Origin of the sequence: Campylobacter massiliensis (genome assembly GCF_014253065.1) — a bacterium.
GTDB classification, from domain to species: Bacteria; Campylobacterota; Campylobacteria; order Campylobacterales; family Campylobacteraceae; genus Campylobacter_A; species Campylobacter_A massiliensis.
The window spans coordinates 202,705-228,448 of sequence record NZ_JACLZK010000001.1 but is presented as its reverse complement, the minus strand read 5'-3'; the positions used below and the strand labels follow the sequence as shown (position 1 = coordinate 228,448).

Genomic DNA, 25,744 nt, shown 5'->3' with positions numbered 1-25,744 from the left:
TTTACCTAGTTTTAGATTAAGTGGATATAATAAAATCAAAGCATTATCACAAAAATGTTTAACGAGGGGAGCAAATGCAAGAGCGCACGCTAGAAGAGCTTTATAAAAAGCTAAAAGAATTTGATAGATTAGCCGATAAAGAAGAGTTTTTGTTTGACGAGATAAGAGACGCCGTAGAGGCGCAGGATTTGGCGTTTGCCGCGCAAATTTGCGACTTTGTTTTAAACGATGAATTTGAAAAATTCGGCGCGTTTTTAAGAACCAGAGCGCTAATGTGGCTCACGGACTATATCGTGCAAAATTTAAAAGAAAACGAGAGCGAATACCCGAATTTTGGCGACTTTACGGACTGCCTGTGGAAATTTAAATGGATCGTCTCGGGCGTCGCTCAAAGCTCCGTGATAGAAAAGGAGCTCATAGACGAGGCAAACGAGGCGATGCTATTTTACCACGAGCGCATGGAGCTCTCGCTGGCTGCCTACTACAAGGCCTTGATGAATCAAAACATAGACATGGGCGATGCTAGAGAAGCAAAGGCAAACTACGAGCTGTGGAAAAAGCTCGCCAAAGACGATATGGCCGACTGCGAAGCGTGCGAGGCTAGCGACGAGATTGCGTATCTGTGTTTTGCCGGCGAGCATGAGGCCGCGCTGGAGCTTGCCGCGCCGATACTATCAGGCGAACTAACCTGTGCCGAAGTGCCTCACACGACCTACGCGCCGATACTTTTTAGCATGATTAAAACAGGCAAGATAGAAGAGGCAAAAGCCCTTTTACCAAAGGCTGCAGCGACGATCGAGTCAAATCCTCGCGTCATAAACGAGATCGCCCCGCTCATCGAGATCGCCGTTAGGCTAGACGAGCGCGAGACGGCTCTAAATTTGGCGCGCAAGCACTCCGCGGCGATCCTTGAGGGCAACGACGATTTAAACGACCTGCGATTTTTCATCGCAGTTAGCGCATTTAAGGGCGAGAACGACTACAAGATAGCTCTAGAGATAGCGGGCAAATTTGACGCTAGAAACGGCAACACCTACTACTCGGACTACCTGAACGAATTTTACGCGGAGTTTGGTTTTTAGCTTTTTGCGGGTTAAATTCTATGGATAAATGCGGAGTTAAATTTATAAAATTTGACGCGCTGAGACTTGCATCTTGAAAACTCAAAAATTTGGTTTTTAAATTTGACGCTATGCGTTTAAATTTCTCTAAACAGAAATAATTCTTTGGAATCATCTTGTTTCTTTGTTAAGGGGGAAGGGGCTTGAATTACGAAGTCGCTCCCTTCCCCCTTAACGATCCCCTATCCCCTACGACGTGAGAAGTTGCTGCGCTATGCGCAGTTTTAAATTTGGCGCTGTCGCGCCGCAAGTTTAATATTTAGCATTTTCGCGGTGCGGGTCTCGGCGGCTCAAATTTACAAATTTGACTTCAAATTTGAACGCAAAGAGTCAAGGCGAAGTATTTTTGTTCTAGACAAGGCGCTTTTAAATTTGGCGACGGGGGTACCTGGTCGGTAATGACCTAGCCAAATTTAAAAGCAACGAAGTATAGGGCAAAAAGACAAGCCGCGACAAGAAATTTATAATCTTATTCGCTCGGTTTAGTTAGCTCATAGGAGAAATTTATCTCCTTGCTCTCATTTGGTTTGAGCGCAAATTTCCACGTTACTTTGCCGTCTTTACCGATCTCGTTTTCTTTCGGGTCGTTTTTCACGCTCACGCTTACGCTCTCGTGCGTGCTAACTGGCGCTTGCTCCTCTAAAACCACGTCCCATGCGAGTTTTGAGCCGTTTTTGACGCTATATTTATATCCGCGCGAGATCTTGTTTTTCGAGCCGAAAAACGACTCTTTCGTATATTCGCCGTTAGCTTCTTTTTTTACGCTAACAAGCTCGTTTTTGCCGAAAAACTCCTTCGCCTCCTCGCCGGCGGCGTAGCCTACGTATCTTTTGCCGATATTTATGCCGTCGATTTTAAACTCGCTTTGCGCGCCCTCGATGCTTCGCTCGGGCTTAAACGCGGCTCTAACGAACGCGCCCGCACTGCCGTAGCCGTCGATCACGAGGTCAAATTTAGCATCCAAGCTCTGCTTGTCGTAGGCAAAGTCCGCCGTTTCGTCCGCTTTTAGGCTCACGCCCTCGATGCGCCAAGCGTTTGCGAGCGCGTTTTGATCGTTGCTGGCTTGCACGTCTTTGACGCTATTTTTCTTTGCGGGCGCCCTAGCCACGGCCATATCGGCACTCGCCTCCATCATCGGCGCAGCCGCTAGCGGCATCATGTTTCGCGGCTTTGGCTTGCCCTCATAGCGCGGATAAAACGGTGCGGGCGTCAAATTTGACGAGTAGTAAAACGGATAAAGTGCGATCGTAAGGGAGTTTAAATCTATACCCAGCGGATTTGTTACGGTTAAATTTTGCGAGATTTCGACCTTGCCTTTTGCGACGTCGGCATGGATTTTATTTTTTAAATTTACGCTAACGCCCACGGGATAGGAGATCTTGACCTGTTTTGGGTCGCATTCGAATTTCAAATCAAGCTTTTGAAAATTTTTAACCTCAGCCGCGTTCATTTTCTTTTTCAGCTCGTCTATTTGCTTTTTGGTTTGCGAAATTTGGGCTAGATTTTTTAGCACCGCTTCGTAAAATTTATCGCCGTCGGCGTCCAAATTTGCGACGCTTTGCTCTTTAAATGCCGGGAAGTTATTTAAAAAAGCATTTTTCGAGTTTAGCGCGTTTAGCTTGTCGTTTAGCTCCTCAAGCTCTTTTTCGTTTTGCTTAAATTTAGCGTAGGCCTCGTTTTCTGCGGGCTTTGCTTCGTTTAAATTTAGACTTAGAAGCTCGCACGACGCGGCCACGTCAATGTCCTCAAGCTCGACGAAATCGGGCAAATTTAGGCTAAATTCGCTTTTTTGGTTGGTGAAATTTTGATGGATAAATGAGGCGTTTTTGTAGATTTCTATCAAGTTGCTTTCGGCGCTCGCGATCAGGGCAAACGCCGAAACTAAGGCTATCTCTCTCATTTTCTCTCCTTTGGGTGAATTTAAGAGATTATAGCCTTACAAAGATAAATTTTAGCCTAGCAAGATAATCGTAAAGATGATCAGAACTAAAATTTGTATCGCGATAAAAGGCACCACGCCGCGGTAGATGTCGGAGGTCTTGACCTCTGCCGGCGCCACGCCTTTTAGGTAAAAGAGGCTAAAACCAAACGGCGGCGTGAGGAACGAAGTCTGTAAGTTCATCGCGATAACGATAGCGAAATATAGCGGATTTATACCTAAATTTACGGCAATCGGCGCCAAGATCGGTAGCACGATATACGAAATCTCGACGAAGTCTATAAAAAATCCTAGCGCAAAAATCGTAATCATGGCTAAGATGATAAAGCCCCATTTTTCGCCAGGCAAACTAGACATCACTTTCTCAACGATCTCGTCGCCGCCGGTGTAGCTAAACACCATCGAAAACGCCGTCGCGCCGATAAGGATAGTAAAAACGACGGCCGTGGTTTTTACGCTCTCTTCGAGCGCTTCTTTTAGCATTTTAAACGAAAAAGTCCTGTAAAAAACCGAAAGCAAGATCGCGCCCACGCAGCCAAACGCCGAGCTCTCCGTCGGCGTAGCTATGCCTTCAAATATCGAACCGAGCACCAGCACGACAAGTACCAACGGCGGCAAAATCGCAAGGATAGCGTTTAAAATTTGCTTTGATTTAGGCACGTCGCTCTCTATGACGACGGGCGGTGCGTAGTCCTTTTTAACGTAAGAGACGATGAGGATATAGGCTATATAAGCGCCCACGAGCGCAAGACCCGGATATATCGCCTCGCGGAAAAGATCGCCGACGGGCACCGTAAAGACGTCGCCTAGGATAATAAGAACGATCGAAGGCGGGATAATCTGTCCAAGCGTACCCGAAGCGCAGATAGTGCCGCAGCCTAGAGCCTTGTTGTAGTTGTACTTTAGCATAACGGGCAAGCTCATAACGCCCATAGCTACGACGCTAGCGCCCACAACGCCCGTAGATGCGGCTAATAGCGCGCCCACTAGCACGGTGCTGATCGCAACGCCGCCGCGAATCTCGCCGAATAAAAACGCCATGCTCTCGAGCAACCTCTCGGCTAGCTTGGTCTTTTGTAAAATAATGCCCATAAAAACGAAAAGCGGCACGGCGATGAGGATTTTATTTTCCATTATCGAGTAGATGCGGTAAGGCATGAAGTTAAAGGTCTCTTTAAATATCTCAAGCCCGCCCATAAAGCCGTTACCGTCGCCAAAGCTCTCGACCATACCGCCGATGAGTCCGAAAATGACGGCTATCGCGCCAAACGTAAATGCGACGCTAAAGCCGATAGCAAGCATAAAAAGCGCGGCTAAAAACATTACTATGCCGGTCATTTTCCATCTCCTTGTTGCGCGGTTTTGCTTAAATTTGCGTCAAATTTGCCCGCCTCGCTTAAATTTGACCGGGCGTCTAGATAGACGTTTAGCCACTTTATAAAGTATCCGACGCTAAAAAATATAAGTAGCCAGAAGCTAAACGGTATAAAGGCCTTGATGACCCAGCGATACGGTAAACCGCCCGGATCCGCGCTACCTTCGCCGCTCTCGTACGCCTCCACGACGTAGTCCCAGCTCAGCCACGCGACCAAAAGCGCAAGCGGCAGGATAAAAAGGATGACGCCCGCCATATTTATGAGCGCCCTTTTCTTTACGCTCATCTTTTCGTAAAATATATCCACTCGCACGTGCGCGTCGTCTTTTAGCGCGTAGCTCATGCCAAGCAGGATGATGATGCTAAAAAAGTGCCACTCAAGCTCTTGGAGGCCGACGTTGCCGTATTTGAAAAAATATCTCGCCGTGACGTTAAAAAAAACGTCCGCGATCATCAAAAACATCACTAGTATACAGACGTAGCCCACGACGTTGCCGACTTTATCGAAAAACCTCTCTACTTTTTTTAAATTTCGTTCCATTTAACTCCCCAAAATTTGTCTTATCATTATCGCCAAAATGCAAATCGGCGCGACGAATCGTAGTAAAAAATACCAAATTTCAAAAACCGCCCTACCCATATACGGCAAAAATAGCTCCTCTAGACTGCGTCTTTTCATCGCGTAGCCGACAAATACCGCGATCACGATACCGCCAAGCGGAAGCATGATATTTGAGCTAAGATAGTCTAAAACGTCGAAAAATCCCTTGCCGAAAAACGTGAGCGCGTCTTTAAATTCGGCGATATTTGAAAGCGCGCAAAGCGTGCCTAGGCAATAAACGCAAACGCCTACGATCGCGATCGCGCCTAGGCGAGGGATCTTAAACTCGTTTATGAGATAAAAAACGAGCGGCTCGACCATCGAGATAGCCGACGTAAGCCCCGCAAAAATAAGCGCGGTAAAAAACGTAAAACTTAAGACGTTTCCCATCGCTCCTAGCTTAGCAAACAGCGTAGGCAGCGATATAAACGCAAGCCCCACGCCCTGGCTAGGCTGCTCGCCGTACTCAAAAACAAAGGTAAAAACGATGAGTCCGATGACGACGCTAACGATGATGTTTAGCGCCACGACGTAGAGCGAAGAGGTGAAAAGATTGGTCTTATCGTCTAGACTTACCGAATACGTAGCGATCGCGCCGATACCAACGCACATCGTAAAAAACGCAAGCCCCAGAGCTACAAACACCGCCTCGCTAGTGATCTTAGAAAAATCAGGCACTAGCAAAAACTCCGCCGCCTGCGAAAATCCGTCCATTTGCATCGAGTAAATCAGCATAAAAATAAGTAGCAAAAAAAGCGTCGGCAAAAGCCATAAATTTATGCGCTCTATGCCGCCTTTTATGCCCTTTGAGAGGATGAAAAAGTAGGCCGCGAACGCGATGCTAAAGTATAAAATTTGGCCCGAGATATCAGAGCTTATAAATTTGCCGAAATTTTCGCCCGAAACCGCGATACTCTGCGGAAGCTCGCCCAGCGACAATACCGAATACCTAATAACCCAGCCGATGATAACCGTATAAAACGACGCCACCAAAACGCCCGTTATCATTATGACGCCAGCGTACCCCCAAAATTTGCCGTTTTTAGGAGCGAGCGAGCGAAAGGCGTTAACCGGATCGGCGTTTGAAATTTTACCCATCGCCATCTCGGCAAAAAATATGCTAAGCCCGACCGCAACGGCAAAAACAAGATACAAAAGCACGAACGCCGAGCCGCCGTTTGCGCCGACCATATATGGAAATTTCCACGCATTGCCAAGTCCGATCGCGGCACCCACGATGGATAATATAAATCCGATTTTAGAAAATTTATCGCTCGCCACGGTTAGCCTCTTAGCGCATTTATCGTGATGATGACGATGCTAATAGGAGCTACGAATCTAATCATAAAATACCAAATTTCAAAAACGACCCTACTCATATACGGCCCAAAAAGTATGTAAAGCGCGTCTTTTTTGATGACAAACCCGACGAAAATCGACACCGTGATGCCGCCGATAGGCATGATGATGTTTGAGCTAAGAAAATCAAGGCAGTCAAAAAAGCTCTTGCCGAAAAATACCAAATTTTCCTTAACGCCTTCGATGCTTGAAAGTATGCACAAAATGCCCATGCAGTAGATGAAAGCGCCGATTAGCGCGAGGGCTTTTTTACGAGAAAAGCCAAATTCGCGGATAAGATAGTGCGTGAACGGCTCTAGCATCGAGATGGCCGAGGTAATGCCGGCAAAAAGCAGAGCCGAGAAAAACGCAAACGCAAGCACGTGTCCGAGCGCTCCGAGCTTGGCAAACAGCGTAGGCAGCGAGATAAACACGAGTCCCACGCCCTGACTAGGCGTCGCTCCAAACTCAAACACGAAAGTAAAGATAACAAGCCCCATCAAAATGCCCATCACGACGTTTATCACGACAATTATGATCGAGGAGCTAACCAGATTGGTATTATCGGGCAGCGACGCGGAGTAAACGATGATAACGCCAACGCCCAAAGATAGCGTAAAAAATGCCAGTCCAAGCGCGGTTAAAATGCTGCTTACGCCCAGTTTTGAAAAATCGGGAACCAGCAAAAATTTAGCCGACTGAACGAAGCCGTCCATCGTAAACGAGTAGCTAAGCATGATGATAAGCAAGATAAGAAGCGACGGCATCATCCATACGTTTACGCGCTCTATGCCGCTTTTTATGCCCTTTGATACGATAAAAATACAGAGAAAAAACACGATCGTAAAGTAAAAAATTTGAGACGCGGCGTCATTAGCGTAGAAATTTCCGAAAATTTTCTCCGAAGCCTCGACGTCTTTTGGAAGTTCTGTTATTACCATTACTGCGTATTTTAGTATCCATCCGATGATAACCGTGTAAAAAGAGGCGATAATGATCGCGCCTATCATCGTAAAACCCGCAAATTTCCAAGTTTCTTTGCGCTTTGGAGCAAGCTTTTTAAAGGCGTTTACTGGGTCAGACTCAGAAAGCTTACCGATAGCTATCTCGCCGAAAAATATCGCAAGTCCGATAAAAAACGTCATAAAAAGATACAAAAGCACGAAGGCCGAACCGCCGTTTTGACCGACTAAATACGGGAATTTCCACGCATTTCCAAGCCCCACCGCAGAGCCCGCGACGGCTAAGATAAAGCCGATTTTTGAAAATTTATCCTGCGCCAAATTTAACCTTAGTATTTGAAATTTCAGAAGCGAGGCTAGCATAAAAAAGCTTTTAAAATTCTAATTTTTAAATAAATTCGTAGAAAAATGAAACATCGCTGAAATTTTTTGTAAATTTGTAGCACTACGCAGCGGCAAATTTGACGAACGGAAAATTTATGAAAAATTTTCTCGGTTTTAAGTAACTCAAAGCTAATTTTTTATAAAATGCGCTCTCAAAGCTTCAAAGTAGGGGTCTGATCCGAAATGGCTTAAATTCACAAGGAGACTTTATGAAAAAAGTTGTTTTCTTAATGATGGCTTTTGCTAGCTTCGCGTTTGCGGACGGCGGCGAAATGCTAAAATCTTACTCTGTTCTTGCAGCAGCAGTTGGTCTAGGCCTAGCGGCTCTTGGCGGCGCTATCGGTATGGGAAATACCGCATCTGCGACAATCTCAGGCACAGCTAGAAATCCAGGCGTAGGCAGCAAGCTAACTACGACGATGTTCGTTGCTCTTGCGATGATCGAAGCGCAAGTTATCTACGCACTAGTTATCGCGCTAATCGTTCTTTACGCAAACCCAATGTTATAATCTCGGGCGGGTTCGTCCCGCTCTTTGTTCTTTATAATCCACGTGCGACCTTGGTGGAACGGTAGACACGCTACTTTGAGGTGGTAGTGCCGAAGGGTGTGCGAGTTCAAATCTCGCAGGTCGCACCATTTAGACAAATTCTCCCAAAAAATATCCCGATATCCGGCTTTTGCAAAATAGGCATTAAAGCTAAGTAATCCGAAATTTATCGAATTGCTTTCCTAAAACTTCCTTGACGGCTTCCTATCTCGGTTAGGAAGTATTTTTTTAGAAAACTCGCGCTACCCGTCTGAAATCTTATAATTAAGAGAAAAAGGACGCGCATGCGATTAACCTCTCAACTTGACAAACTTACGGATTTTGTCGGCTTTAAAGCTCACCCTGACGAAACTATCTCGTCTTATACTCTCCCTATTGGCAAAAAAGAAAGCCGTCAAAAGCTCGACGAATGCGGGCTTTGGGTGAAAATCCTAAAAACGACTGCCCGCAAGAGTAAAAAAGTCAAGCTCAAGAAGGACTACTACTACGGCGAACAGGGCAAGCTCGTTAAGTTTTTAGGCTCCGCGAAAGATATCAGCTACAAAACCGCGCTAAAAATGGCGAAGGAGCTAAGCGTAGGCGCTACGCCAAAGGGAAAAGCCTTTAATACCCTAGGCTCCGTTTTTGAGCTGTATCTAGCCTCGGGTTCTAAAAGCTGGGCTCCGCGTACGACTGCAAAAAAACTAAAAATATATAAAAAATTCGCCCCGATAAAAGACAAAGATATAGCTCGAATAAAGGCCGACTCGATATTCACAATCGCTGACGAACTCTATCAGGCTGAAAAATTTGCCGCACTTAAGGACTTTCTAGTCGAGGCTAAAATGCTTTTCACCTATGCTAAAAATCGTCAAAAAATCGCTAACAATCCTTTAGACAATATCGATTTTTCTAAAATCTACGTCATACCTGATAGCGACGGCTTCGGGCATATCGAAACCGACAATGACTTACGCTCGTTAATCGCCTATTGCTGTGATTATGCAGGGTCGCGCGATGTTCGCAACGCTCTAGTTCTCGGCCTTTGCACGGCGTTAAGGGCGGGAAATATTCGTACTTTGCAAAAGAGGCATTTAAAACTCGACGAAAACGGCTACTATTTGGCTTTTAACAAAGATGAGATGAAAGTATCAAGTAATGGCGATATGTATCTCGGCATTCCTCAAGAACTTGGCGAATGGCTTGAAAATATGGATGTCGGCACTCACTTTTTTATGGGTCGCGCGGGAAAGGGGCTTCTCTCTGACGCGATACTCTCAAAATCCCTAAAAGACTACGAGCCTGAAAATCCGAAAGGTCGTATCGTGTTTCACTCGTTCCGCAGTATTCTTTCGACTTTCGCTCATGAAGTCGATGAAAGCGAGGTAAGCGATTACGACATATCACGCACTCTATCACACAAGATAAGAGGCGTAGAGAAAAGTTACAATAAATCGAAATCGATCGCTACTACTCGCCGTGTTTTATCTTGGTGGTTTGTATATCTGAAAAATAGGGGATTGACATTATGAAAAAAGAAGGCGGGCGAAAGGTTACTTTATCCTCTCGCCTAAAAGAACAAGTGAATTATAACAAAATTTCCTTATTTGTCCCTAATTTATCGCAGGAAGCGAGCGGTCAGTATGCTAGAAAATAGAAAATTTTTAAGCATAGATGACGGCGAGGTGATTAGCGATGAGCTTCTTGCTCGCTCTAGTATCGGCCGAGAAGTCCGCCTGCGAACTATAGATGTTTCAAAAACTCTCGAAAAAATCGGCTTTACCGCTTTAGGAATTGCAATCACGCTAGACAATTCAGGCATAAGAAAGCGTGGCACTTGCGGCCGCATGAGTGCCGTCGAAGCTGCTCGAGCTCTCGAAAAATATTTGAGAGCACTTATAGAAAAAGAGCTAGGACGATATCCACTTTTTGTAAGCTACGTATTCGAAGCTCATCGCGGCGGCACACCTCACATTCACGCGATGGTCTTTTGTTTGCCTTTGCATCTCTATAAAATTGCGGCCATTCTAGAACGGCACTTGTCACGCAAGGCTGTAACCGTCGATGTCCTGTCGCCTTCGTATCTCTTTAAAGAAGGCACGGGCGAATGGCATTTGCGACGAACAACGGCGCAACTCATCGGCTATGATGTTTCGAAGTTACTTAGGAAAACCGCGAGCGAATGGGAAAACGGCAAGAAGCGGGTCTATAAATGCGATCGAATTAAAGACCTTCAAGAAGGAAAAATTCTACACAGCATGCAAAACTACGCTATGGCCAAACGCTATCCGAATACATATATCGAAATCGATGTGTTTATGAATGCGCTATTGGAACAATGGAACGCTACTTTTGGCGTCAAGAAAAACCGTGCAAAAGCGTCCTCTGCGATGTCGCCTGAAAACAGAGCGCCATATATTCTAGAAAAGGTCGTCATATTCCCGTCGAGCATTAAAAGAAATCGCAAGCCCAAAAAGACGAGTAAAAAAGAAAACACAAAACCTCTTGATCTAGATTTGCGGGCAAAAAATGGCGATCGATATCATGCCTGCAACTGCCGGGTTTTTTTGGATTCGAAACAAGTCAAAGCCCTAAAACTTGCCGCAAAAAAACAACGCAATAAAAACGGGCTGATTTGCCTAATTCGCACTCTTTTTTCAAATTACCAAAATGGTTTAATGCCTAGTTTATCCCCCACTCGTGCAAAAGCATATCTAAATTTTGTCTATAACCAACATCAGGCACGGCAACGGGCGCGGCAAAAACAAGCTCGCGCAGATCGAAAGCTCGCGCAGGAATACGGCGCAGACAATATTCAGCAGCTATATGAGTATCACAAGCATCGTGAACTTTGGGGCGAAGTAAAGGTTGAAATTTTTGAAACTTGGCATACCGAATTATGGGCGCGGGGGTTAATGGGCGACATCTCGGGCAGAGCCTGCGATGCAATAGTTGACGAGCTTTTGGACACGGAGGAATATTGGGAGCTCGGCCTGCATGAGAAGTATCAAAAACTCGGCGAACTCTTTCCGAAAAAACGCACGGCGGTTGCAGAAAAATCGCCGCAAAAAATAAAGGAAAGCGAGCCGCAAAAAGTCACCGAGCCTTGCCTTTTTGCGCCTTCCGAACTAGTGCCGACATCGGCGGAAAAATTAAATAAAAATTACCATCTTTCCTGATATGATCTTTATCAAAATTTTTTAAAAAGGAGTTTCATCAAATGGAACAAAATTTTCAAAAACCAATCCCAAATGTTGCTCTAGCTCAAACGCAGAGCCAAAAACCTGCTCAATCGCAGGATATAAAAACAAGCGAAACGAGGGATGAAAAACCTCTTAGCAAAAATGCGCGGCTCGTCCAAGAGTTGAAAAAAATTTTAGCAAAACTAAGCTCTATTGAAAAACGCGAAAAGGCTGCGCAAAATGCTATCGAGAAAGCCCAAAAAGAGCTTGCCGCAATCGCCATTGAAAAGGCACAATATGAAGCAATCGCGAAAAAGTTCGAAGCGCCTGCCGTTTAACCTCTGCCTTTCCCCTTGCGGGCGGACTTTTCAGTGTGGGGGCTTGTCCCCCTACTGAAGTAGTGCGCACTACATGCAATAAGAGGGACAAGCCCCCATTATTGCGCGCTGCTAGACAAATACAATTAAAAGGATGGGAACTATGGATAACAACGCTAAGAGCTCGTTCAATATCGCCCTGACTACATCGGGGAGTTTTTGGCATAATTTTCGGCGCGGATTTTTGGCAAAAAACGTCCGAGCTGAATTATCACATTTAAACGAGTATACTTGTAGCTTCGAGGAAGCGCGACAAAAAGCGAAACAAATGAAGGCTGACGCTGACGCTGCCTATTATGCGCGCACGGGACGACGCCCGAAGTACGACGAAAAAAAGATATATTGGTCGGCCGTTGTGAATGCCCGAGCGTGGCATTCTCTGGCTGACCTTGAAAAGGTCGCCGAGGTGATCGAGGATGAGATGGGCTATCGACTCGTTTACGGGTGCTTTCACCGGGATGAAGGACATCCAAATGACGCAGGGGAGTGGATTGAGAATAACCATTTTCACCTTGAATTTATTTCGCTTGACTCGAGCGGGATTTCACAGCACCGAAAAACATTTAATCCATCAATGATGTCGCGAATCCAAACAAGGATTGCGGCCGTGCTCGGAATGGAGCGCGGCATCTCGAAAGGGATTACGGGACGCAAACATCTTCCGCCTCGCCAATACAAGCAAGCGATAAAAATCGCCGAGCCGCTGAAGCAAGAGCTGAAGCTTACAAAAGACACTTTGAAAACGGCAAAAGAGCGAATAAAACAGCTAGAGGAACAACTTAAGACTGCAAACAAGCAAGCCCGCGCTGACTTGCAAAAGGATGGGGCAAAACGTGAGGACTACTCTGCGCTAGAGCAAGAAAACAAGCAACTAAAGAACGAACTAGCTGAGCTAAAAAAAGCGCCTGCTAATGTAAATATCGATGACGAAATGGCTAAAATCGGTAAGAGAATTGAGGAGCTTCAACATTCTCGAAAAATTTTAAAAGAAGCTAAGGCTGGGGTCTTGGAGTTTAAAAACGCTTTGGGGTTACTCGATAAGGAAAAGGTTACGGCTTTTATCTGCCAAAGCGTCGCTCTTACTTACGCCGTGCGTGAGCAGCTACAAAACTATATCCCTATTTTGAACGATGTCGAGCGTTATAAGGCGGAAGCCGCGCAAGCGAAAAATCTCCGAAATAACAAGATCGCTCAAGTCTTTTTGGGCGCCGCCTCAAGCAAGCCTGACGTAGACGTTGATGCCCTACAAAAAGAAAATGCCTCATTGCTAAAAACTTTTGACGTGCTATATGGGCAAAATCAAGATCTCCAAAATGATCTTAAAGCCACTGCTGACGCTATCGAAAAAAAAGACGCCGAAATCGCAAAGCTGAGAAAGAATCAAGAGGATGTGAAAACTACTAATGCGTTTCTTCTTGGTCAAGCTGAAATGCTTTCCGATCTCGTGCGTTCGGGACAGCTCTATATCGAACCGGGAGGTCGTCACCTTGTCGAGAGCTTGGACGGTATCGTAAAAGGCGATCGTCCTCTTACAAGCTTCGCCGGAATAAAAAGCGGCCTTCTTACCTATTGCCCCTCTTTATCGTCTCCAAAAAATGACCTAGAAATATAAACTCGATTGCTCGCGCGCGTCTGGAAATACGGCGTTTGCGAGTATTTTTAGCGTTTTCTTAATATATTAAAATAAAGATATATATGGCAAAACCCCTAATCCATACTTCGGTCAAGCGAGAGTGATTTTTTGAGAGTGGCGAGAAAAATCACGGAAGCGTAAGAGAAATCAAATTTTCTTAAACCGACAAGGGGGTATGGGGGTGAGCCCCCATAGATGTGTATTCGGCGACCTCTCCCAAAGAGAGGGCGACGCCTAGAAGTGAAAAAGAGAAAAAAACAAATTTGTATTTTTTTAACGCTCACGCCGTTAAGCTCGCCACTCTCACTTAACGGCTCCGCTTGCCCGAAGTAGTGGAATAGCATTTTTTTTGCCCAATTTGCAAAAAATAAAATTTTGTGATATGATGCAAAAACAAGAACGGCGGGTAGTAGTTACTTTAATTTCTTAAGCTTAGAACCTTAAGTTGTTTATTTTTGATTTACTATAAACCTAAAAATAAGCAGAAATCTCTTAAGCTTTCTTAATTAACTACCTCAAAAAGCTACGTTTTCTTTAAAATTCTTAAAAACCTAGGAAGTCGGTTTTTACGCTTCCTATTTTTGCTAAAGCCCCGATTTTTTTGGCTTATTTGGCTAAATCACAGACCCCGCAGGTCGCACCATAATTCTTATTAACTTCCAACAAAAACTCTCAAAACCATCAATGATCTGCTAGCCTAAAATGCAACCCTGTAAAATAGGCCATGTGTATAAGTGCTCTTGCAGTTGCGCATAATGCATTAAAGAACTTAAGTCTATTAGATGTTTTAGTAGCTGCCACACTTCTTTATACGATCAAATTTAAAAAGCGGTTTGCAAATTTAAATAACCTAAAAAACAAATCAATAATTTAAGTTTTAAAAATCGTCAAAAGTAGCAGCCCTGCAAGACAAATTTAATCCGCTATAATTTATATCTAAATTTAAAACAATGGCAAAAACAGGGGAAATAAAAAATCTCAAATTTAATCGGCAAGCGCCCGAAGTTAATTCTAAAATAAAAAGCAACCAAGCTCCCATAAGAAGCCCGGTCGCCTAAATTTGCATTGAAGCCAAACGTCAAATTTGAAAATTCGGCTCCAAATTTTGTCTTACATAAAGACCGGTATCGTCGTATTTTTAAGGAAATATCTCGAAGTACCGCTCAAAAATATCTCTAAAAAGCCGTTTTCGCCGTATCTGCCCGCCACGATCAGGTCAAATCCGCCCTCTTTAGCGCTTCTTAGCAACGCCTCGCCTGGCACCGAAGTCGTGCTAACTACCTCGTAAGTCGCCTGTATGTCGTGCAGTTTTAGGTACTCTTCTAGTTTTTTTAGATTTTCCTCTGCGCTACCGTCGCCGGAATGCGGCATACAAGTGATACAATGCACTTTTTTAGCTTTTTTTAGTAGCTCAATCGAGCTACTTACGGCGCGCGAGTTTTGCGTCGAGCCGTTCCAACTAACTAGGATATTGTCAGCCTTAAAGCTCGTTATGCGCCTTGGTATCGTGATAGCCGTTTTACCGCTTTTTAGCACCGCCGCCTCAAACGTACCCGTGATCTTGCCGTCAAGCGGTACTGCGGCAACTACCATATCGCAAAATTTAGACTCCTGCTCGACTACCACGCTTCGCTTGCCGCTTTTTGTGGTAAATTTAGCCGTCGTCTTGCCCTCGATCGGCTCGTCGCTGATCTGCACGTCTAGCTCTTCGCAAAGTTTATGAAAAATAGTCTCGTTGCGCTCGTGCTCGACGCCGAGCTCCGCTTTCGCCGCCTTTAAAAACTCGTCATAAAGCACGCCGCCTCGAAGCGTCATTTTCATGTTATAAACGACGCCTGGATCTAGCTGGCAAGCCAAAATCTCGATGTGGCTGTTGAAATGCTTAGCGACCAGCAAAGCCCCTCTGATACGCTCTTTTACGTCGTCGCCCGCACCGATTGGGAAAAATATTTTTTTATACTGCATCGGTTCTCCTTTAAATTTATTGCGCTAGAGAAAGGGAAATTTTGTGCCCTTTTTGCTCGCTGATTTTTACTTTGACCTTATCGCCGGCTTTTAGAGGCGTTTTGATCTTTGAGATATGCAAAAGTCCGTCTACGCCACCCGGAAGCCCGATAAAGGCGCCAAATTCCACCACGCTTTTTACCTCGCCCTCAAATTCGTCTCCGATATTAAATTCGGGCGTCTTGTGAGGCTTGCCGTCTCTGCCGCCTCTTTTGCCGCCAAAGCCCTTGCCGTTATCTTTTGAGACGATTTGGATGATGTAGTCTTTAGCCGCGTCGACGCTTGATTTTTGCGCGCCGGCGATCTTTACTTCGCCTTTTTCGCGATCTAGATCGATAGCGACGTCAAATTTTTCTATGATCTCTTTTATCGTTTTACCAGCCTGTCCGATGATATCTACGATCTTGCCCGGATCCACGCTAAAGAGCTCTAGTTTAGGGAGTATATCTTCGTTTACGGAGATATTTTCGTTTGCTTTTTCCATCAAATTTAATATATGCAGCCTGCCCTCGCGCGCCTGCAAAAGCGCCTCTTTTAGCACGTCAAGGCTTATGCCGCCCAGTTTTATATCCATCTGAAGCGCGGTTATGCCGTCTTTGCTACCTGCGACCTTAAAGTCCATGTCGCCGTCGTGATCCTCTAGCCCCATGATGTCGGTTAGCACGGCGTGTTTTTCGCCCTCGAAAATTAGTCCCATCGCAACGCCCGCAACTAGTTTTGGCGTATCGACGCCCGCAGCCCTTAGCGCTAAAGAGCCGCCGCAAACGCTAGCCATCGAGCTTGAGCCGTTACTTTCTAAAATTTCGGACACGAGTCTGATCGTATAAGGCGAATTTGCGTCGATGCTAGGCGCAAGCGCGCGTTTAGCGAGGTTGCCGTGTCCTAGCTCGCGTCTGCCCGGAGCCTTTAGCGGGCTAGCTTCACCGACGCTAAAGCCGGGGAAGTTGTAGTTAAACATAAATTTATCCGTCACGGCGCCTTTTTCCGTTAGCATATCATACATCTGCGCGTCGCCATCGGTGCCTAGAGTCGCCACCACGAGAGCTTGCGTCTGGCCACGAGTAAAGAGGCAGCTGCCGTGAGCGTTTGGTAGGATATTTGTTTCGATGCTGATCGGGCGAACCTCCTTAAGCCCTCTGCCGTCGGCGCGAACGCCCTCGTTTATGATCTGCTCTCGGACGATTTTTTTCTTAAATTTAGCTAGGACGTTAGAGACGACCTCCTCCCCCCAGCCCTCTTTTTGTGCTACTTCATCGGTCAAAATTTGCTTGGCGATCTTGGTTAGTTCGCTAGCGCGCTCGCTTTTAGCCATCTGATTTATCGCGGCTTTTACGTCGTTTTTGTAAAATTCGTTTAGATAGACGGCGACGCTCTCGTTTTCGATCTCCGGTTTTAGCTCAAGCTGTGCGTCCTCTTTTTTATGCTGGCTAAATGCTTCTTCATAAGCGTTTGAGGCGCGAAGTATGGCTTTACCGGCCTGCGCGATCGCCTCCACGATGAGATCTTCGCTAAATTCGTTCATATCCTGCATCGCTATCACGCCGCCGCCTAAATTTGGATCCATCATAGGATCTAGCGCGATAGGCATTATTTCGTCTTTTTCAGTCGCGATACTTCTCATCTCGATCATCAAAAGTTCGTCTTTAACGCCGGCCACGTAAAGATCGAGCGCCGATGTTTTTAACTCGGAGTTGCTAGGGTTGATTACGAATTTATTATCAATATAGCCCACGCGTACGCCGCAAACAGGCGCATTTACGGGGATGTCACTAAGATAAAGCGCGACCGAAGCGGCATTTAGACCGACAACTTGCAAATCAACCTCCGGATCGCAAGATAACACCATAACGACGATTTGCGTCGGGTATGCGTAGCCCTTTGGAAAGAGCGGACGTAGCGAGCGGTCGATGATGCGCGAAGTTAGCGTCTCAAAATCCCCCGGTTTAGTCTCTCTTTTTACATAGCCGCCCGGAATCCTACCTGCTGCGTATGTTTTTTCGATGTATTGCACCGTTAGCGGTAAAAAATCCTCGCTAACTTGCGTGTCCTCGCGAGCGACGGTAGCTAAAACGACGGTATTTTTCACGCGCAAAAGCACCGCGCCGCTAGCTTGCTTGGCAACCTTGTTTATATCGTAAATTTCAACTTGATTATTGACTTCTATTGAATACTGCATGTCCTGATATCTCCTTGTTTTTGTAATGGTATATAAAACGGACTCTCCTCTAATATGGAAAGCACGGTTTCCGGTTTTGGTTCGATTTTGTTTTCGTAGTAAAAATCCACCTCGATAAAATTTGCGATCTTGTGCACGGCGTAAATTTCATCCACCAGCGGCGCGATAGCTGCGGCGACGTCGGTAGCGATGAGCGGCGTGGCGTAGGTGACTGATTTTACTCGCTCGCGCATGAGTGTTTTTAGGCAGGTTAGCGCTGTAAGACCCGTCTCGCAGCCCTCATCGACGAGCAGGATATTTCTATCCTTTAGATCGCCGATTAAATTTCCTTTTCTAAATTTATATACGTTTTTTAGGATTTTTTCGTCGTATTTGCGATCCGCCTCGCCATAAACAAAATCGTAACTAATGCCAAAGCTCTTAATCAGCTCGTCGTTTAGCACCACGTCATCCTTTTCGCTAACCATCGCGATCTCACACTCCGGGTTATTCGGCGCAAAAATGCGCTCGCAAAATAAAATCTCGTAGCTCAAATTTAGCCCGCGAGCTATGCTATCGACCATGATGACCGAGTCTATAGAGCTGCATATCATCAGATACTCGCCCGCGACCAGCTCTTTTTTGGGCAAAATTTCAAGTAGCTTTTCGGCCGCTTCGAGCTGGTTTTCAAACATAAAGTCTTCGTAGTTGCCCATTAACTACCCTGCGTCGTCTGTCCTACCGAAAAGTCGTAATGCAAGCCGCCCATCGGATAGAAATTTATAAAGAAGTAAACGCCTCTTGATTTTTTGGCGGCTGTTCCGCTCGTGGTCGTCGTAGGCTCAAGCTCCTCTTCGTAGACAAAGGTATAATTCCAGCACTTTCTGCGGTGAGAGATGCCTAGCTGCCACTGCTTATTGTAGTCGCGCTCGAGGTCATACTGAGTACCGCTAAATAGTCTATAGTTATGCGGAAGTTCGACGTAACCGTTTAGGTGTAGATAGTTTTGCTTTTCCTGCGCATTTTTTCTTTGCATCGTATGCCAGAGGCTAGCGCCGAATTTATCATGCGTATAGCTCGCGCCGCTTTGGACTTTTTCAAAGTATTTATTCACGTACGAATACTCAAGTCTGTTGTAAAAAGATAAATTCGCCAGCGGATACCAGCCGATGATGTTTTTCAAATTTGAGCGCTTGTTTTCTTTGGTGTAATAACCCTGCGAAATCGTATGGCGTAAAAATTTCCTTCCGTCTTCGTTAAAGAAATACTGCGTCGCTCTAGCCGAAATTTCATCTCTAGTGTGTTGAGGGTTGATGAAGCTCTGATATTTTCGTCCGAGCATATCGTATACGTATACGTTGCCGTCATCTTCGGCCGTCTCGTATCTGTCTGGCAAGTCGCCTTCATTATATGCTTTAACCACGTAATCTACGCCCAAATTTAAACTATGATAAAAGCTCTCGTAAGCCTTAGCCAGATCTGTCTGGAGAGAAAATTTATGATAGTTTTCTATATAGTTTGCGCTCTTGTCCTCATCTCCGGTCGGACGGTACATTTTCTTTGCATAGTCCACGTGGGTAGCGTATAAATAGTGATAATACGAGAATTTCAGATAATCGTCCGCTAAAGGTAGATGAAATGAAACCGGCAGGTTAAATTCGTACTGCGTCGCTTTTACGCCGATTTTTCTCGTGTAGTTGTGCGAGTGAAGATCGACAGAGTAAAGCACGTTTGGCAAGATGAAGTTGTCGGTAAATTTATGATACTGAAAGCTCGGATACTCTTGAAGCGTGTCTTTATTTTCGTTCGGACTACCGATCTTTGACGTATCCGTATAGTACCTAGCATATGCACCGAAGTAATGCTTGTCGCTACTTAAGAAATAGTTTAGTTTTGAGGTCACGAGAGGGTTATCGTCGCTACCCGAGCCGCGTTTTTTCAAATTTATATAGTCTATATCGTTTAGCGCCGTCGCATCGAGCCACAAGCCCTCCTGCAAATCCTCGTTTATCAGGTGCTTGACGAGCCTATCGCGCTCATATTTTACATCAGCGCCTTTATGCGTTTTGTTTTTCAGAGGGAGTCTTAGCGAGTTTTTCTCGATCTGTCTTTGTCGGTAGCCCTCGGTATCTCTAAATGCGCCAAGTGTCACAGAGCCTCTAGAATAAGGCGAATCGGCAAATCTAAACGTACCGTATATGCCTGTACCGCGTCTAGTGCGAATTTGCGGATCAAACTGTAAGTCCCAGCTGTCGTATTCGGCGATATAGATCGGTTGTTTGTAGTAAAATCCATCGTTTTTACCGTAACCAAACTCCGGCGGCAAAAGCCCGGTACGTCTGCGAGTATCGGTTGAAAAGCCAAAATACGGTAGATAAAACACGGGGACGTTTCCGACGTAAAATACGGGGTTAAATAGATGTAAAAATTTATTCTCGCGGTTTAACTTGCCGCTGCTAAATTTGATCTTCCAGTCCGGGTCTTGGACGTTGCAGCTTGACACGACCGCGCCGTTTACTCTGTAAAATTCGGACGTACTGTTACTCTCGTCGCTTTGCATCCACACTTCCATGTCGCGGTTCATCATAAATAGCGTCTCGTAGTTGCTATCTTTACTATTTAGATCGATCTTCGCGTACGAGCAGCGCGAGATTTCGTCCTTATTTCTTATCAAATTTACGTTACCGAAAAGCTCCAAAATCTCTTTTTGCTGATCGTAAACAGCTCTATCTGCGCTCATCAAATAATCTTGCGAATAAACAAGCACGTTTTTATCTGCCGTAACAACGCCGTTGTCGCGCTTTACGTCATCGGCTAAAAGCTCGAAATTTTGAACGGCATAGCAACTAAAAGCCCCGAAAATAAGCGTCAAGAAAATTCTAGTAAACATTTATAACTACCGTTTTCGCGGCCTTATCTTGCCACGTTTGAAATAATGGATTTGAAAACGCCCATGCAAAACCTAGGAAAAACGCGTTTTCGCTGATAATGCGTACCAAAGAGCGGGTGAGAGAATTTAGCAAACCCGGCTTATCGAGCAGATCGATATCCACGCACACGATCTTCATCGCGACCTTACCGATGCTAGCGCCGCAATACCACGTAAAAAACGTCTGGTAAATAACCTCGAGCAAGACTATCTGCGGTATCATTTCCATCGCTAGCGCACTGATCTGCTCGTAGTCTAGTCCGTCAAATTTCTCGTAGTAAACGGCATAAAACAAAAACGAGATGAGAAATTTATCTATACCCCATGCGACGGCTCTTTTGCCGACGCTGGCGAGCGTGATATTTTCGTTTTCGAGCTTGTCTATGACGCTCCTTCTCATTCGCGCCCTTTTAGCATTTGCCAGGCGATATCTTTTCTGTACTGCGCGCCGTCAAATTCTACGTTTTCGCAAAGCTCATAGGCCTTTTGTTGCGCTTGTCTTATGCTTTTGCCAAGCCCCACGCACACAAGCACTCGTCCGCCGTCGGCATATATCTCGCCGCCCTGCTCGCTCACGCCGGCAAATGCTATGTGCGAGTTTTCAGGCATGTTTTTTACGCTGATTTTGGCCCTAGGCGAGCTTGAAAAAGGATAATTTTTACTAGCCATCACGACTCCGACGGCAAATTCGTCTTTTAGCTTCACGGGTTTTAGATCGCCTTTTGCAGCGTTTAGTAAAATTTCGCCCAGATCGCCATCGATCAGCGGCATTAGCACTTCGCACTCAGGATCGCCGAAACGCACGTTAAACTCAAGCACGTACGGCACGCCTTTAACCACCATAAGCCCCACGAAAAGCACGCCGCAGAAAGGATTTCCTTCGGCCTTCATACCTTTTAGAGTCGGTTTTACGACCTCTTCTTCGACCTGTTTTATTAGCTCGGGGCTTGCTAGCGGACTAGGAGCGTATGCACCCATGCCGCCGGTATTTGGCCCTTCGTCGTTATCTTTTAGGCGCTTATGATCTTGCGCTACCGGCAGGCTAACGAAATTTTCGCCGTCGCAAATCGCAAAAAAACTAAGCTCAAATCCGTCTAAAAACTCCTCCACGACCACGCGTTTGCCCGCCTCGCCGAAGCTCTCTCCGCTTAGCATATCGCGAGCTGCGACCTTTGCTTCCTCGCGGCTTTGCGCGATTATCACGCCTTTGCCCGCGCACAGTCCGTCGGCCTTAACGACGACCGGAGCGGCAAGAGAGTCGATAAATTTAGCCGCAGCATCGTAATCGTCAGTGTTTAAATAGGCAGCCGTTCGGATAGCGTTTCTAGCCAAAAAGTCCTTCATAAATGCCTTACTACCCTCAAGCCTGGCCGCAGCCTTGCTCGGTCCGAAAATATTTAAATTTCGCGCCTTAAAGATATCCACGACGCCGTCACTTAGCGGCGCTTCAGGTCCGACGATCGTTAGTTCTATCTGCTCTGTCTTAGCAAATTCTGCGAGCTGATTATAATCTTTGGGGTTTAGATTTGTGCCGAGCTTTGAGGTAGCTCCGTTGCCCGGAGCAAAGAAAAGCTCGTGTTTGCGGGATTCTTGAAGTTTTAGAGCTATGGAGTACTCGCGCCCGCCGCTTCCGATTATCAAAATTTTCATAATTTCTCCAAAAATAAAAACCCAAGTGAGCGGTGCGCATATAAGTGGCCCGAAAATTCAAAGCCAACCTTGCAAATAGGCGGTTCCTTTAGGTCGCAACTTCTCGCGCTCGCACGCTCAAACGAAGCCACGTCACACAGTTCCGCACATCTTCGCCGATACTAATGTGTTGGACCCTGTAAAAATACGCTGCCAAATCACTCAGGCAAGGTTATTATATAAAATTTTAGCTTAAAATAGCGTTTTTGCGAGGCTTACGCAGGAATTTATATTTTGCTGGGCGCTCACTGCGGGCGAGATAAAAATTTCCAGCTCTTTTGCCGTCGTAAGCCCGATAGCGACGGCTTTATAGCTCTCATCCCAGCCGAAATTTCGAGTAAAATTTCGCACCGCCGAGGGAGCCGTAAAAATAATCACAGAGTTTTTGGGCGGTTTTTGCTCCTCCTTAAGCGGCTTAAAAACGTTTTCGTAAGCGATTATTTGCGTCAAATTTACGCCGTTCTCTCTCAAAATTTCGCCCACGCTCGAAGCCGTCTCGCGCGCTCTTAAAAATAGCGTTTTTTTGCCCTTTAAAAACGGTGCGATCTCGGCGGCAAAGTCGTTTCCGTGAGCGTTTTTTGCAGTGTAAATTTGAGCAAAGCCAAACTCGCTAGCCGCGCGGCTAGTGCCGTCGCCGATGGAGTAAATTTGCAAGCTAGCGGGCGAAATTTGATTAAATTTTAGCGCGTTTACGGAGTTTTTGGAGGTTAGAACCAGTGCGCCAAATTCGGCTAAATTTACGCTAAATTTATTAAATTTGATCTCGTTTAAAACCAGCGTCTTTACGCCCTCAAATTCCAAATTTGACCCGACCAGATAGATCATTTTCGCCCTTAAGTTTATGATTTCGCGTCCAAATTTTACCGCAAATCCTCAAATTTTAAAAGCCGCAGCCAAAAACGCTAACTCTATTTCGCTGCGTTGCGCCTGCTTAGATACTCTTTTGCCTTTTGTTTTAGCGCTTTATACAGCTTGCCGGCGTCCTCTGCTCCGTATTTTTTCACCAGTCCGTTGTGAAAATCGCCCAAATTTTTACTCTCGAATGCAATTTTTCTAATCTCTTGCTTTTTTGCCTCGTCTATCTTGATCGAGAGCTGCGCTTTTGCCGCATATTCAGCTTTATCTTTTGCTTCGTTTTGCGGTGCGAGAGCTTGCTTTGATTTTTGCGGCGGACGCTTGTTTGATAAATTTTGCCCTTTCCCATCCGCTTTAAGATCCTCGCTAGAAGCTTTGTCGCTCAAATTTTGCTCCGCGTCTTTTGGCTGCTCGGTAGAACCCGGATCATCGCTTAAATTTGCTTCTACGGCTTTTGCCTCTTGTAAATTTTCATTATTTGTCGCCGCACCGTTTTCGCTTTTTAAAGATTGCAGTTTTAGAGACTCCAAATTTTGATCTACTTGAGAGCGATTTTCTAAATTTTGCTCTTTGCCCGAAACGCTTTGAGCGTGCAAAATTTCGCCGCTTAAATTTGACTCGGTTTGCGGTTTTTCTCGCTCGTCAAGTTTTTGCTCATCGCCTTGAGTTGCCGGCCTAGATTTTGCGGAATTTGGCGCTGCAATACGCTTTACTTCGCCTTTTTGCGAGTTTTCTATTTGAGGTTTTTTGTAAATTTTCCTCGCATCCTCTTTTAGCGCGTTATACACGCCGGCGCCGTTTTTGCTGCCGAATTTTGAGATAAATTTCATATGAAGCTCGCTGAGACTGCCCGAGTTTCGTATCAAGATCGCGATTTCGTCTTGATTTTCTTCGATGAGCTGCGCCGTATACGAGCAGTTGAAGTCAAATTTGAGTTTATGAAATTTGCCGCCGTTTTTATCTTGCTTATTAAAAAAATCTATCACGTCGTCGTAAAATTTATCGTTGCTGACGATGTAAATTTTGTCTTTTTTGTGCGAGAGTTTGCCCATTAGAAACGTAATTATTTTATCGGCATAGTCCTTGTGAGCGCTTTCTAAAAGTATGATTTTTATTTTGATTTTTCGCGCTAGAAACCACGCCAAAACGGAGATGCTTAGCTTTTGTCTATTATTAGTTACGATATAAATTTTATCTTTTTGTCCTAGCTTTTTTAGCGTTGCTAGATTATCTACGCTTATGTTTTCGTCGTCTATTATAAATCTTGCCATATATTTCCTAAACGAGTCGGGGCAATCGCCCCAAAACTCTACATCTTATCTTTTGTTACGATGAGTAACATTTTAAATTTTTCAGGGATCTTTAGCCCGTGCGGGATTTTACCCGGAAGCACGATGGTATCGCCCTTTTTGATATCAAAATGCTCGTCGCCGATGGTTAGCTTCATCTCGCCATCAAGCGCGATCAAAAGCGCGTCGCCCGGAGCCGCGTGAGTGGAGAGCTGTTGGTCCTTTGAAAACGACAGTAGCGACATCGAGCCGCTTTCGTTTTTGACGAGCGTTTTGCTCACGATTTTGCCCTCTTCGTATTCGACCGCATCTACTAGGCTAAAAATAGCCGCCTTAGGTAAATGATCTATCATTAAGTCCTCCTTAAAATCGATTGAGACGTATTTCGTCGGTTTGTTAAAAACTAGTTTTCGCCATACTTTTTTCTCTATCAGGCAGGCCTGTTCGCCGCCTAAGCGCATCTGCTTGTCGCCGTAGTGCAAACTCGCGCCGCCCTCCACGACCCACGCGAGGCTGTCGCAAAATAGCATCTCGTGATCTAGCTCCTCGCCCGCGTCAAAGGCAAAGACATCGACGTGAGCGTTCTCGCAATCAAAAATCCTTTTGCTAACGACGCTTTTTGCGATCACTTTCGTGTCGGCGCTTAGATTGTAAATTTTACTCATTTTTTTCCTTTCGTAAATTTACGCGTCATTGTAGCTAAAATTTTCGGACGATTTATTGATAAGGATTATCTCTTTTTGTCAAATTTAAGCCATTTTTTACAAATTTACGCAAGCCCAGGAAAGCGTCTATCCAGCACCCCCTTTAACCTGCTCTAACCAGACCTTTCGCTCGACCTCGTCACTATCTACGACCACTCTAAGCATCAGCTGCTCAAAGATTTTTACGCCACAAAAATCAAAAATGCAACTTTTCCAAATTCTTTCCAGCGGATCGCCGAATATCTTGTTTTCTCTGGCCTCAGGGAGTGTTGCAGGTGTTGAAAACTACAGCGGCTTCAGCTTTTAAAAGCCCTATCGGAAGCCCACCGCCGCTATCGCCCGGCGCAAAATCGCAGGCTACTCTCTGCCTTAACACGCGGTCGATCCAGCCTTTGAGGATGGCGGCGGCTCGCCCCACTAATTTGGGTGTACAATCACGATTCCATGGGTATTTACGATATCTTTTTGATGCGCTTTTAACAGCTCGTCGTCGCTTTCGTCGCTCACAAGCTCGGTGCCGCTAAGGATTGGGTTAAATTTCTTCTTATATAGATCGTAGAATTTAACTTCGTAGCCGCTATTTTGCAACTTTCCTATCGCTATGTTCCCAATAGCTGCATTTAGACTTCTCTCGTAAGGATGTGCTAAAATGATGCAGATTTGTTTCATAATAATTCCAG

At 45.4% G+C, this 25,744-nt stretch carries 21 protein-coding genes and 1 tRNA gene; 7 read left to right on the top strand and 15 right to left on the bottom strand.

Translation table 11 applies throughout. From position 1 onward, the window contains the following. The first annotated feature begins 74 nt into the window (after positions 1–74). The gene (locus tag H7R39_RS01085; RefSeq protein WP_185897594.1) at positions 75–1,082 is read left to right on the top strand and encodes a hypothetical protein; all 1,008 of its coding nucleotides are present in this window, start codon (positions 75–77) and stop codon (positions 1,080–1,082) included. A 508-nt stretch (positions 1,083–1,590) separates the two neighbouring features. On the opposite strand, the gene H7R39_RS01080 is transcribed toward H7R39_RS01085, so the two are convergent. From H7R39_RS01080 to H7R39_RS01060, 5 genes are read right to left on the bottom strand one after another with little or no spacing between them, the layout of a single operon-like run. Further along, the gene (locus H7R39_RS01080; RefSeq protein ID WP_185897593.1) at positions 1,591–3,021 is read right to left on the bottom strand and encodes a DUF4139 domain-containing protein; all 1,431 of its coding nucleotides are present in this window, start codon (positions 3,019–3,021) and stop codon (positions 1,591–1,593) included. Between the two features lie 51 nt (positions 3,022–3,072). Next, entirely contained in the window at positions 3,073–4,398 is a 1,326-nt protein-coding gene (locus tag H7R39_RS01075) for a TRAP transporter large permease (protein ID WP_185897592.1), read from the bottom strand. After that, positions 4,395–4,976, bottom strand: a complete 582-nt coding sequence (locus tag H7R39_RS01070) for a TRAP transporter small permease subunit (RefSeq protein WP_185897591.1) — start codon at positions 4,974–4,976, stop codon at positions 4,395–4,397. Before H7R39_RS01070 ends, H7R39_RS01075 begins: the two co-directional genes overlap by 4 nt. Continuing rightward, positions 4,977–6,317 (bottom strand): sodium-dependent transporter, encoded by a 1,341-nt coding sequence (locus tag H7R39_RS01065; RefSeq protein WP_185897590.1) that lies wholly within the window; start codon positions 6,315–6,317, stop codon positions 4,977–4,979. 2 nt (positions 6,318–6,319) lie between these two features. After that, entirely contained in the window at positions 6,320–7,699 is a 1,380-nt protein-coding gene (locus H7R39_RS01060; RefSeq protein WP_185897589.1) for a sodium-dependent transporter, read from the bottom strand. Positions 7,700–7,929: 230 nt separating this feature from the next. Here H7R39_RS01060 and H7R39_RS01055 point away from each other — a divergent pair, with 230 nt between their 5' ends. The 6 genes from H7R39_RS01055 to H7R39_RS01030 all read left to right on the top strand — a co-directional run bounded on the left by H7R39_RS01055 (position 7,930) and on the right by H7R39_RS01030 (position 13,418). After that, positions 7,930–8,229 (top strand): F0F1 ATP synthase subunit C, encoded by a 300-nt coding sequence (locus H7R39_RS01055; RefSeq protein ID WP_122862636.1) that lies wholly within the window; start codon positions 7,930–7,932, stop codon positions 8,227–8,229. A 44-nt stretch (positions 8,230–8,273) separates the two neighbouring features. Next, positions 8,274–8,357, top strand: a tRNA-Leu gene (locus H7R39_RS01050). 195 nt (positions 8,358–8,552) lie between these two features. Beyond that, positions 8,553–9,779: a tyrosine-type recombinase/integrase gene (locus H7R39_RS01045; RefSeq protein ID WP_185897588.1), complete on the top strand. Its 1,227-nt coding sequence runs from the start codon at positions 8,553–8,555 to the stop codon at positions 9,777–9,779. Positions 9,780–9,890: 111 nt separating this feature from the next. Next, positions 9,891–11,426 carry a hypothetical protein gene (locus tag H7R39_RS01040; protein ID WP_185897587.1) on the top strand — a complete coding sequence of 512 codons (1,536 nt, stop codon included), beginning with the start codon at positions 9,891–9,893 and terminating at the stop codon, positions 11,424–11,426. Between the two features lie 185 nt (positions 11,427–11,611). Continuing rightward, a complete protein-coding gene (locus H7R39_RS01035) occupies positions 11,612–11,767 on the top strand; it encodes a hypothetical protein (RefSeq protein ID WP_185897586.1) in 156 nt (51 codons plus the stop codon). A 142-nt stretch (positions 11,768–11,909) separates the two neighbouring features. After that, entirely contained in the window at positions 11,910–13,418 is a 1,509-nt protein-coding gene (locus tag H7R39_RS01030) for a mobilization protein (protein WP_185897585.1), read from the top strand. Between the two features lie 1,131 nt (positions 13,419–14,549). Here the strand turns inward: H7R39_RS01030 and H7R39_RS01025 are convergent. The 10 genes from H7R39_RS01025 to H7R39_RS11050 all read right to left on the bottom strand — a co-directional run bounded on the left by H7R39_RS01025 (position 14,550) and on the right by H7R39_RS11050 (position 25,733). Further along, positions 14,550–15,404, bottom strand: a complete 855-nt coding sequence (locus tag H7R39_RS01025; protein ID WP_185897584.1) for a universal stress protein — start codon at positions 15,402–15,404, stop codon at positions 14,550–14,552. A 16-nt stretch (positions 15,405–15,420) separates the two neighbouring features. Further along, positions 15,421–17,619 (bottom strand): polyribonucleotide nucleotidyltransferase, encoded by a 2,199-nt coding sequence (locus H7R39_RS01020; RefSeq protein WP_185897583.1) that lies wholly within the window; start codon positions 17,617–17,619, stop codon positions 15,421–15,423. Beyond that, positions 17,604–18,314, bottom strand: coding sequence for a phosphoribosyltransferase family protein (locus H7R39_RS01015; RefSeq protein WP_228724695.1), 711 nt, complete (start codon positions 18,312–18,314; stop codon positions 17,604–17,606). The genes H7R39_RS01020 and H7R39_RS01015 overlap by 16 nt, the downstream gene beginning before the upstream one ends. After that, a complete protein-coding gene (locus H7R39_RS01010) occupies positions 18,314–20,488 on the bottom strand; it encodes an LPS-assembly protein LptD (RefSeq protein WP_185897582.1) in 2,175 nt (724 codons plus the stop codon). Before H7R39_RS01010 ends, H7R39_RS01015 begins: the two co-directional genes overlap by 1 nt. Then, positions 20,478–20,927: an RDD family protein gene (locus tag H7R39_RS01005; RefSeq protein ID WP_185897581.1), complete on the bottom strand. Its 450-nt coding sequence runs from the start codon at positions 20,925–20,927 to the stop codon at positions 20,478–20,480. Before H7R39_RS01005 ends, H7R39_RS01010 begins: the two co-directional genes overlap by 11 nt. Continuing rightward, on the bottom strand, positions 20,924–22,177 hold the full coding sequence (gene purD, locus H7R39_RS01000; protein WP_185897580.1) for a phosphoribosylamine--glycine ligase: 1,254 nt from the start codon (positions 22,175–22,177) through the stop codon (positions 20,924–20,926). The genes H7R39_RS01005 and purD overlap by 4 nt, the downstream gene beginning before the upstream one ends. Before the next feature lie 231 nt (positions 22,178–22,408). Continuing rightward, positions 22,409–23,041 (bottom strand): uroporphyrinogen-III synthase, encoded by a 633-nt coding sequence (locus tag H7R39_RS00995; protein ID WP_185897579.1) that lies wholly within the window; start codon positions 23,039–23,041, stop codon positions 22,409–22,411. Between the two features lie 83 nt (positions 23,042–23,124). Next, positions 23,125–24,342 (bottom strand): PIN domain-containing protein, encoded by a 1,218-nt coding sequence (locus tag H7R39_RS00990; RefSeq protein WP_185897578.1) that lies wholly within the window; start codon positions 24,340–24,342, stop codon positions 23,125–23,127. Positions 24,343–24,380: 38 nt separating this feature from the next. Next, positions 24,381–25,025: a cupin domain-containing protein gene (locus H7R39_RS00985; RefSeq protein WP_185897577.1), complete on the bottom strand. Its 645-nt coding sequence runs from the start codon at positions 25,023–25,025 to the stop codon at positions 24,381–24,383. Between the two features lie 456 nt (positions 25,026–25,481). Next, on the bottom strand, positions 25,482–25,733 hold the full coding sequence (locus H7R39_RS11050; protein ID WP_221892056.1) for a hypothetical protein: 252 nt from the start codon (positions 25,731–25,733) through the stop codon (positions 25,482–25,484). Positions 25,734–25,744 lie beyond the last annotated feature (11 nt).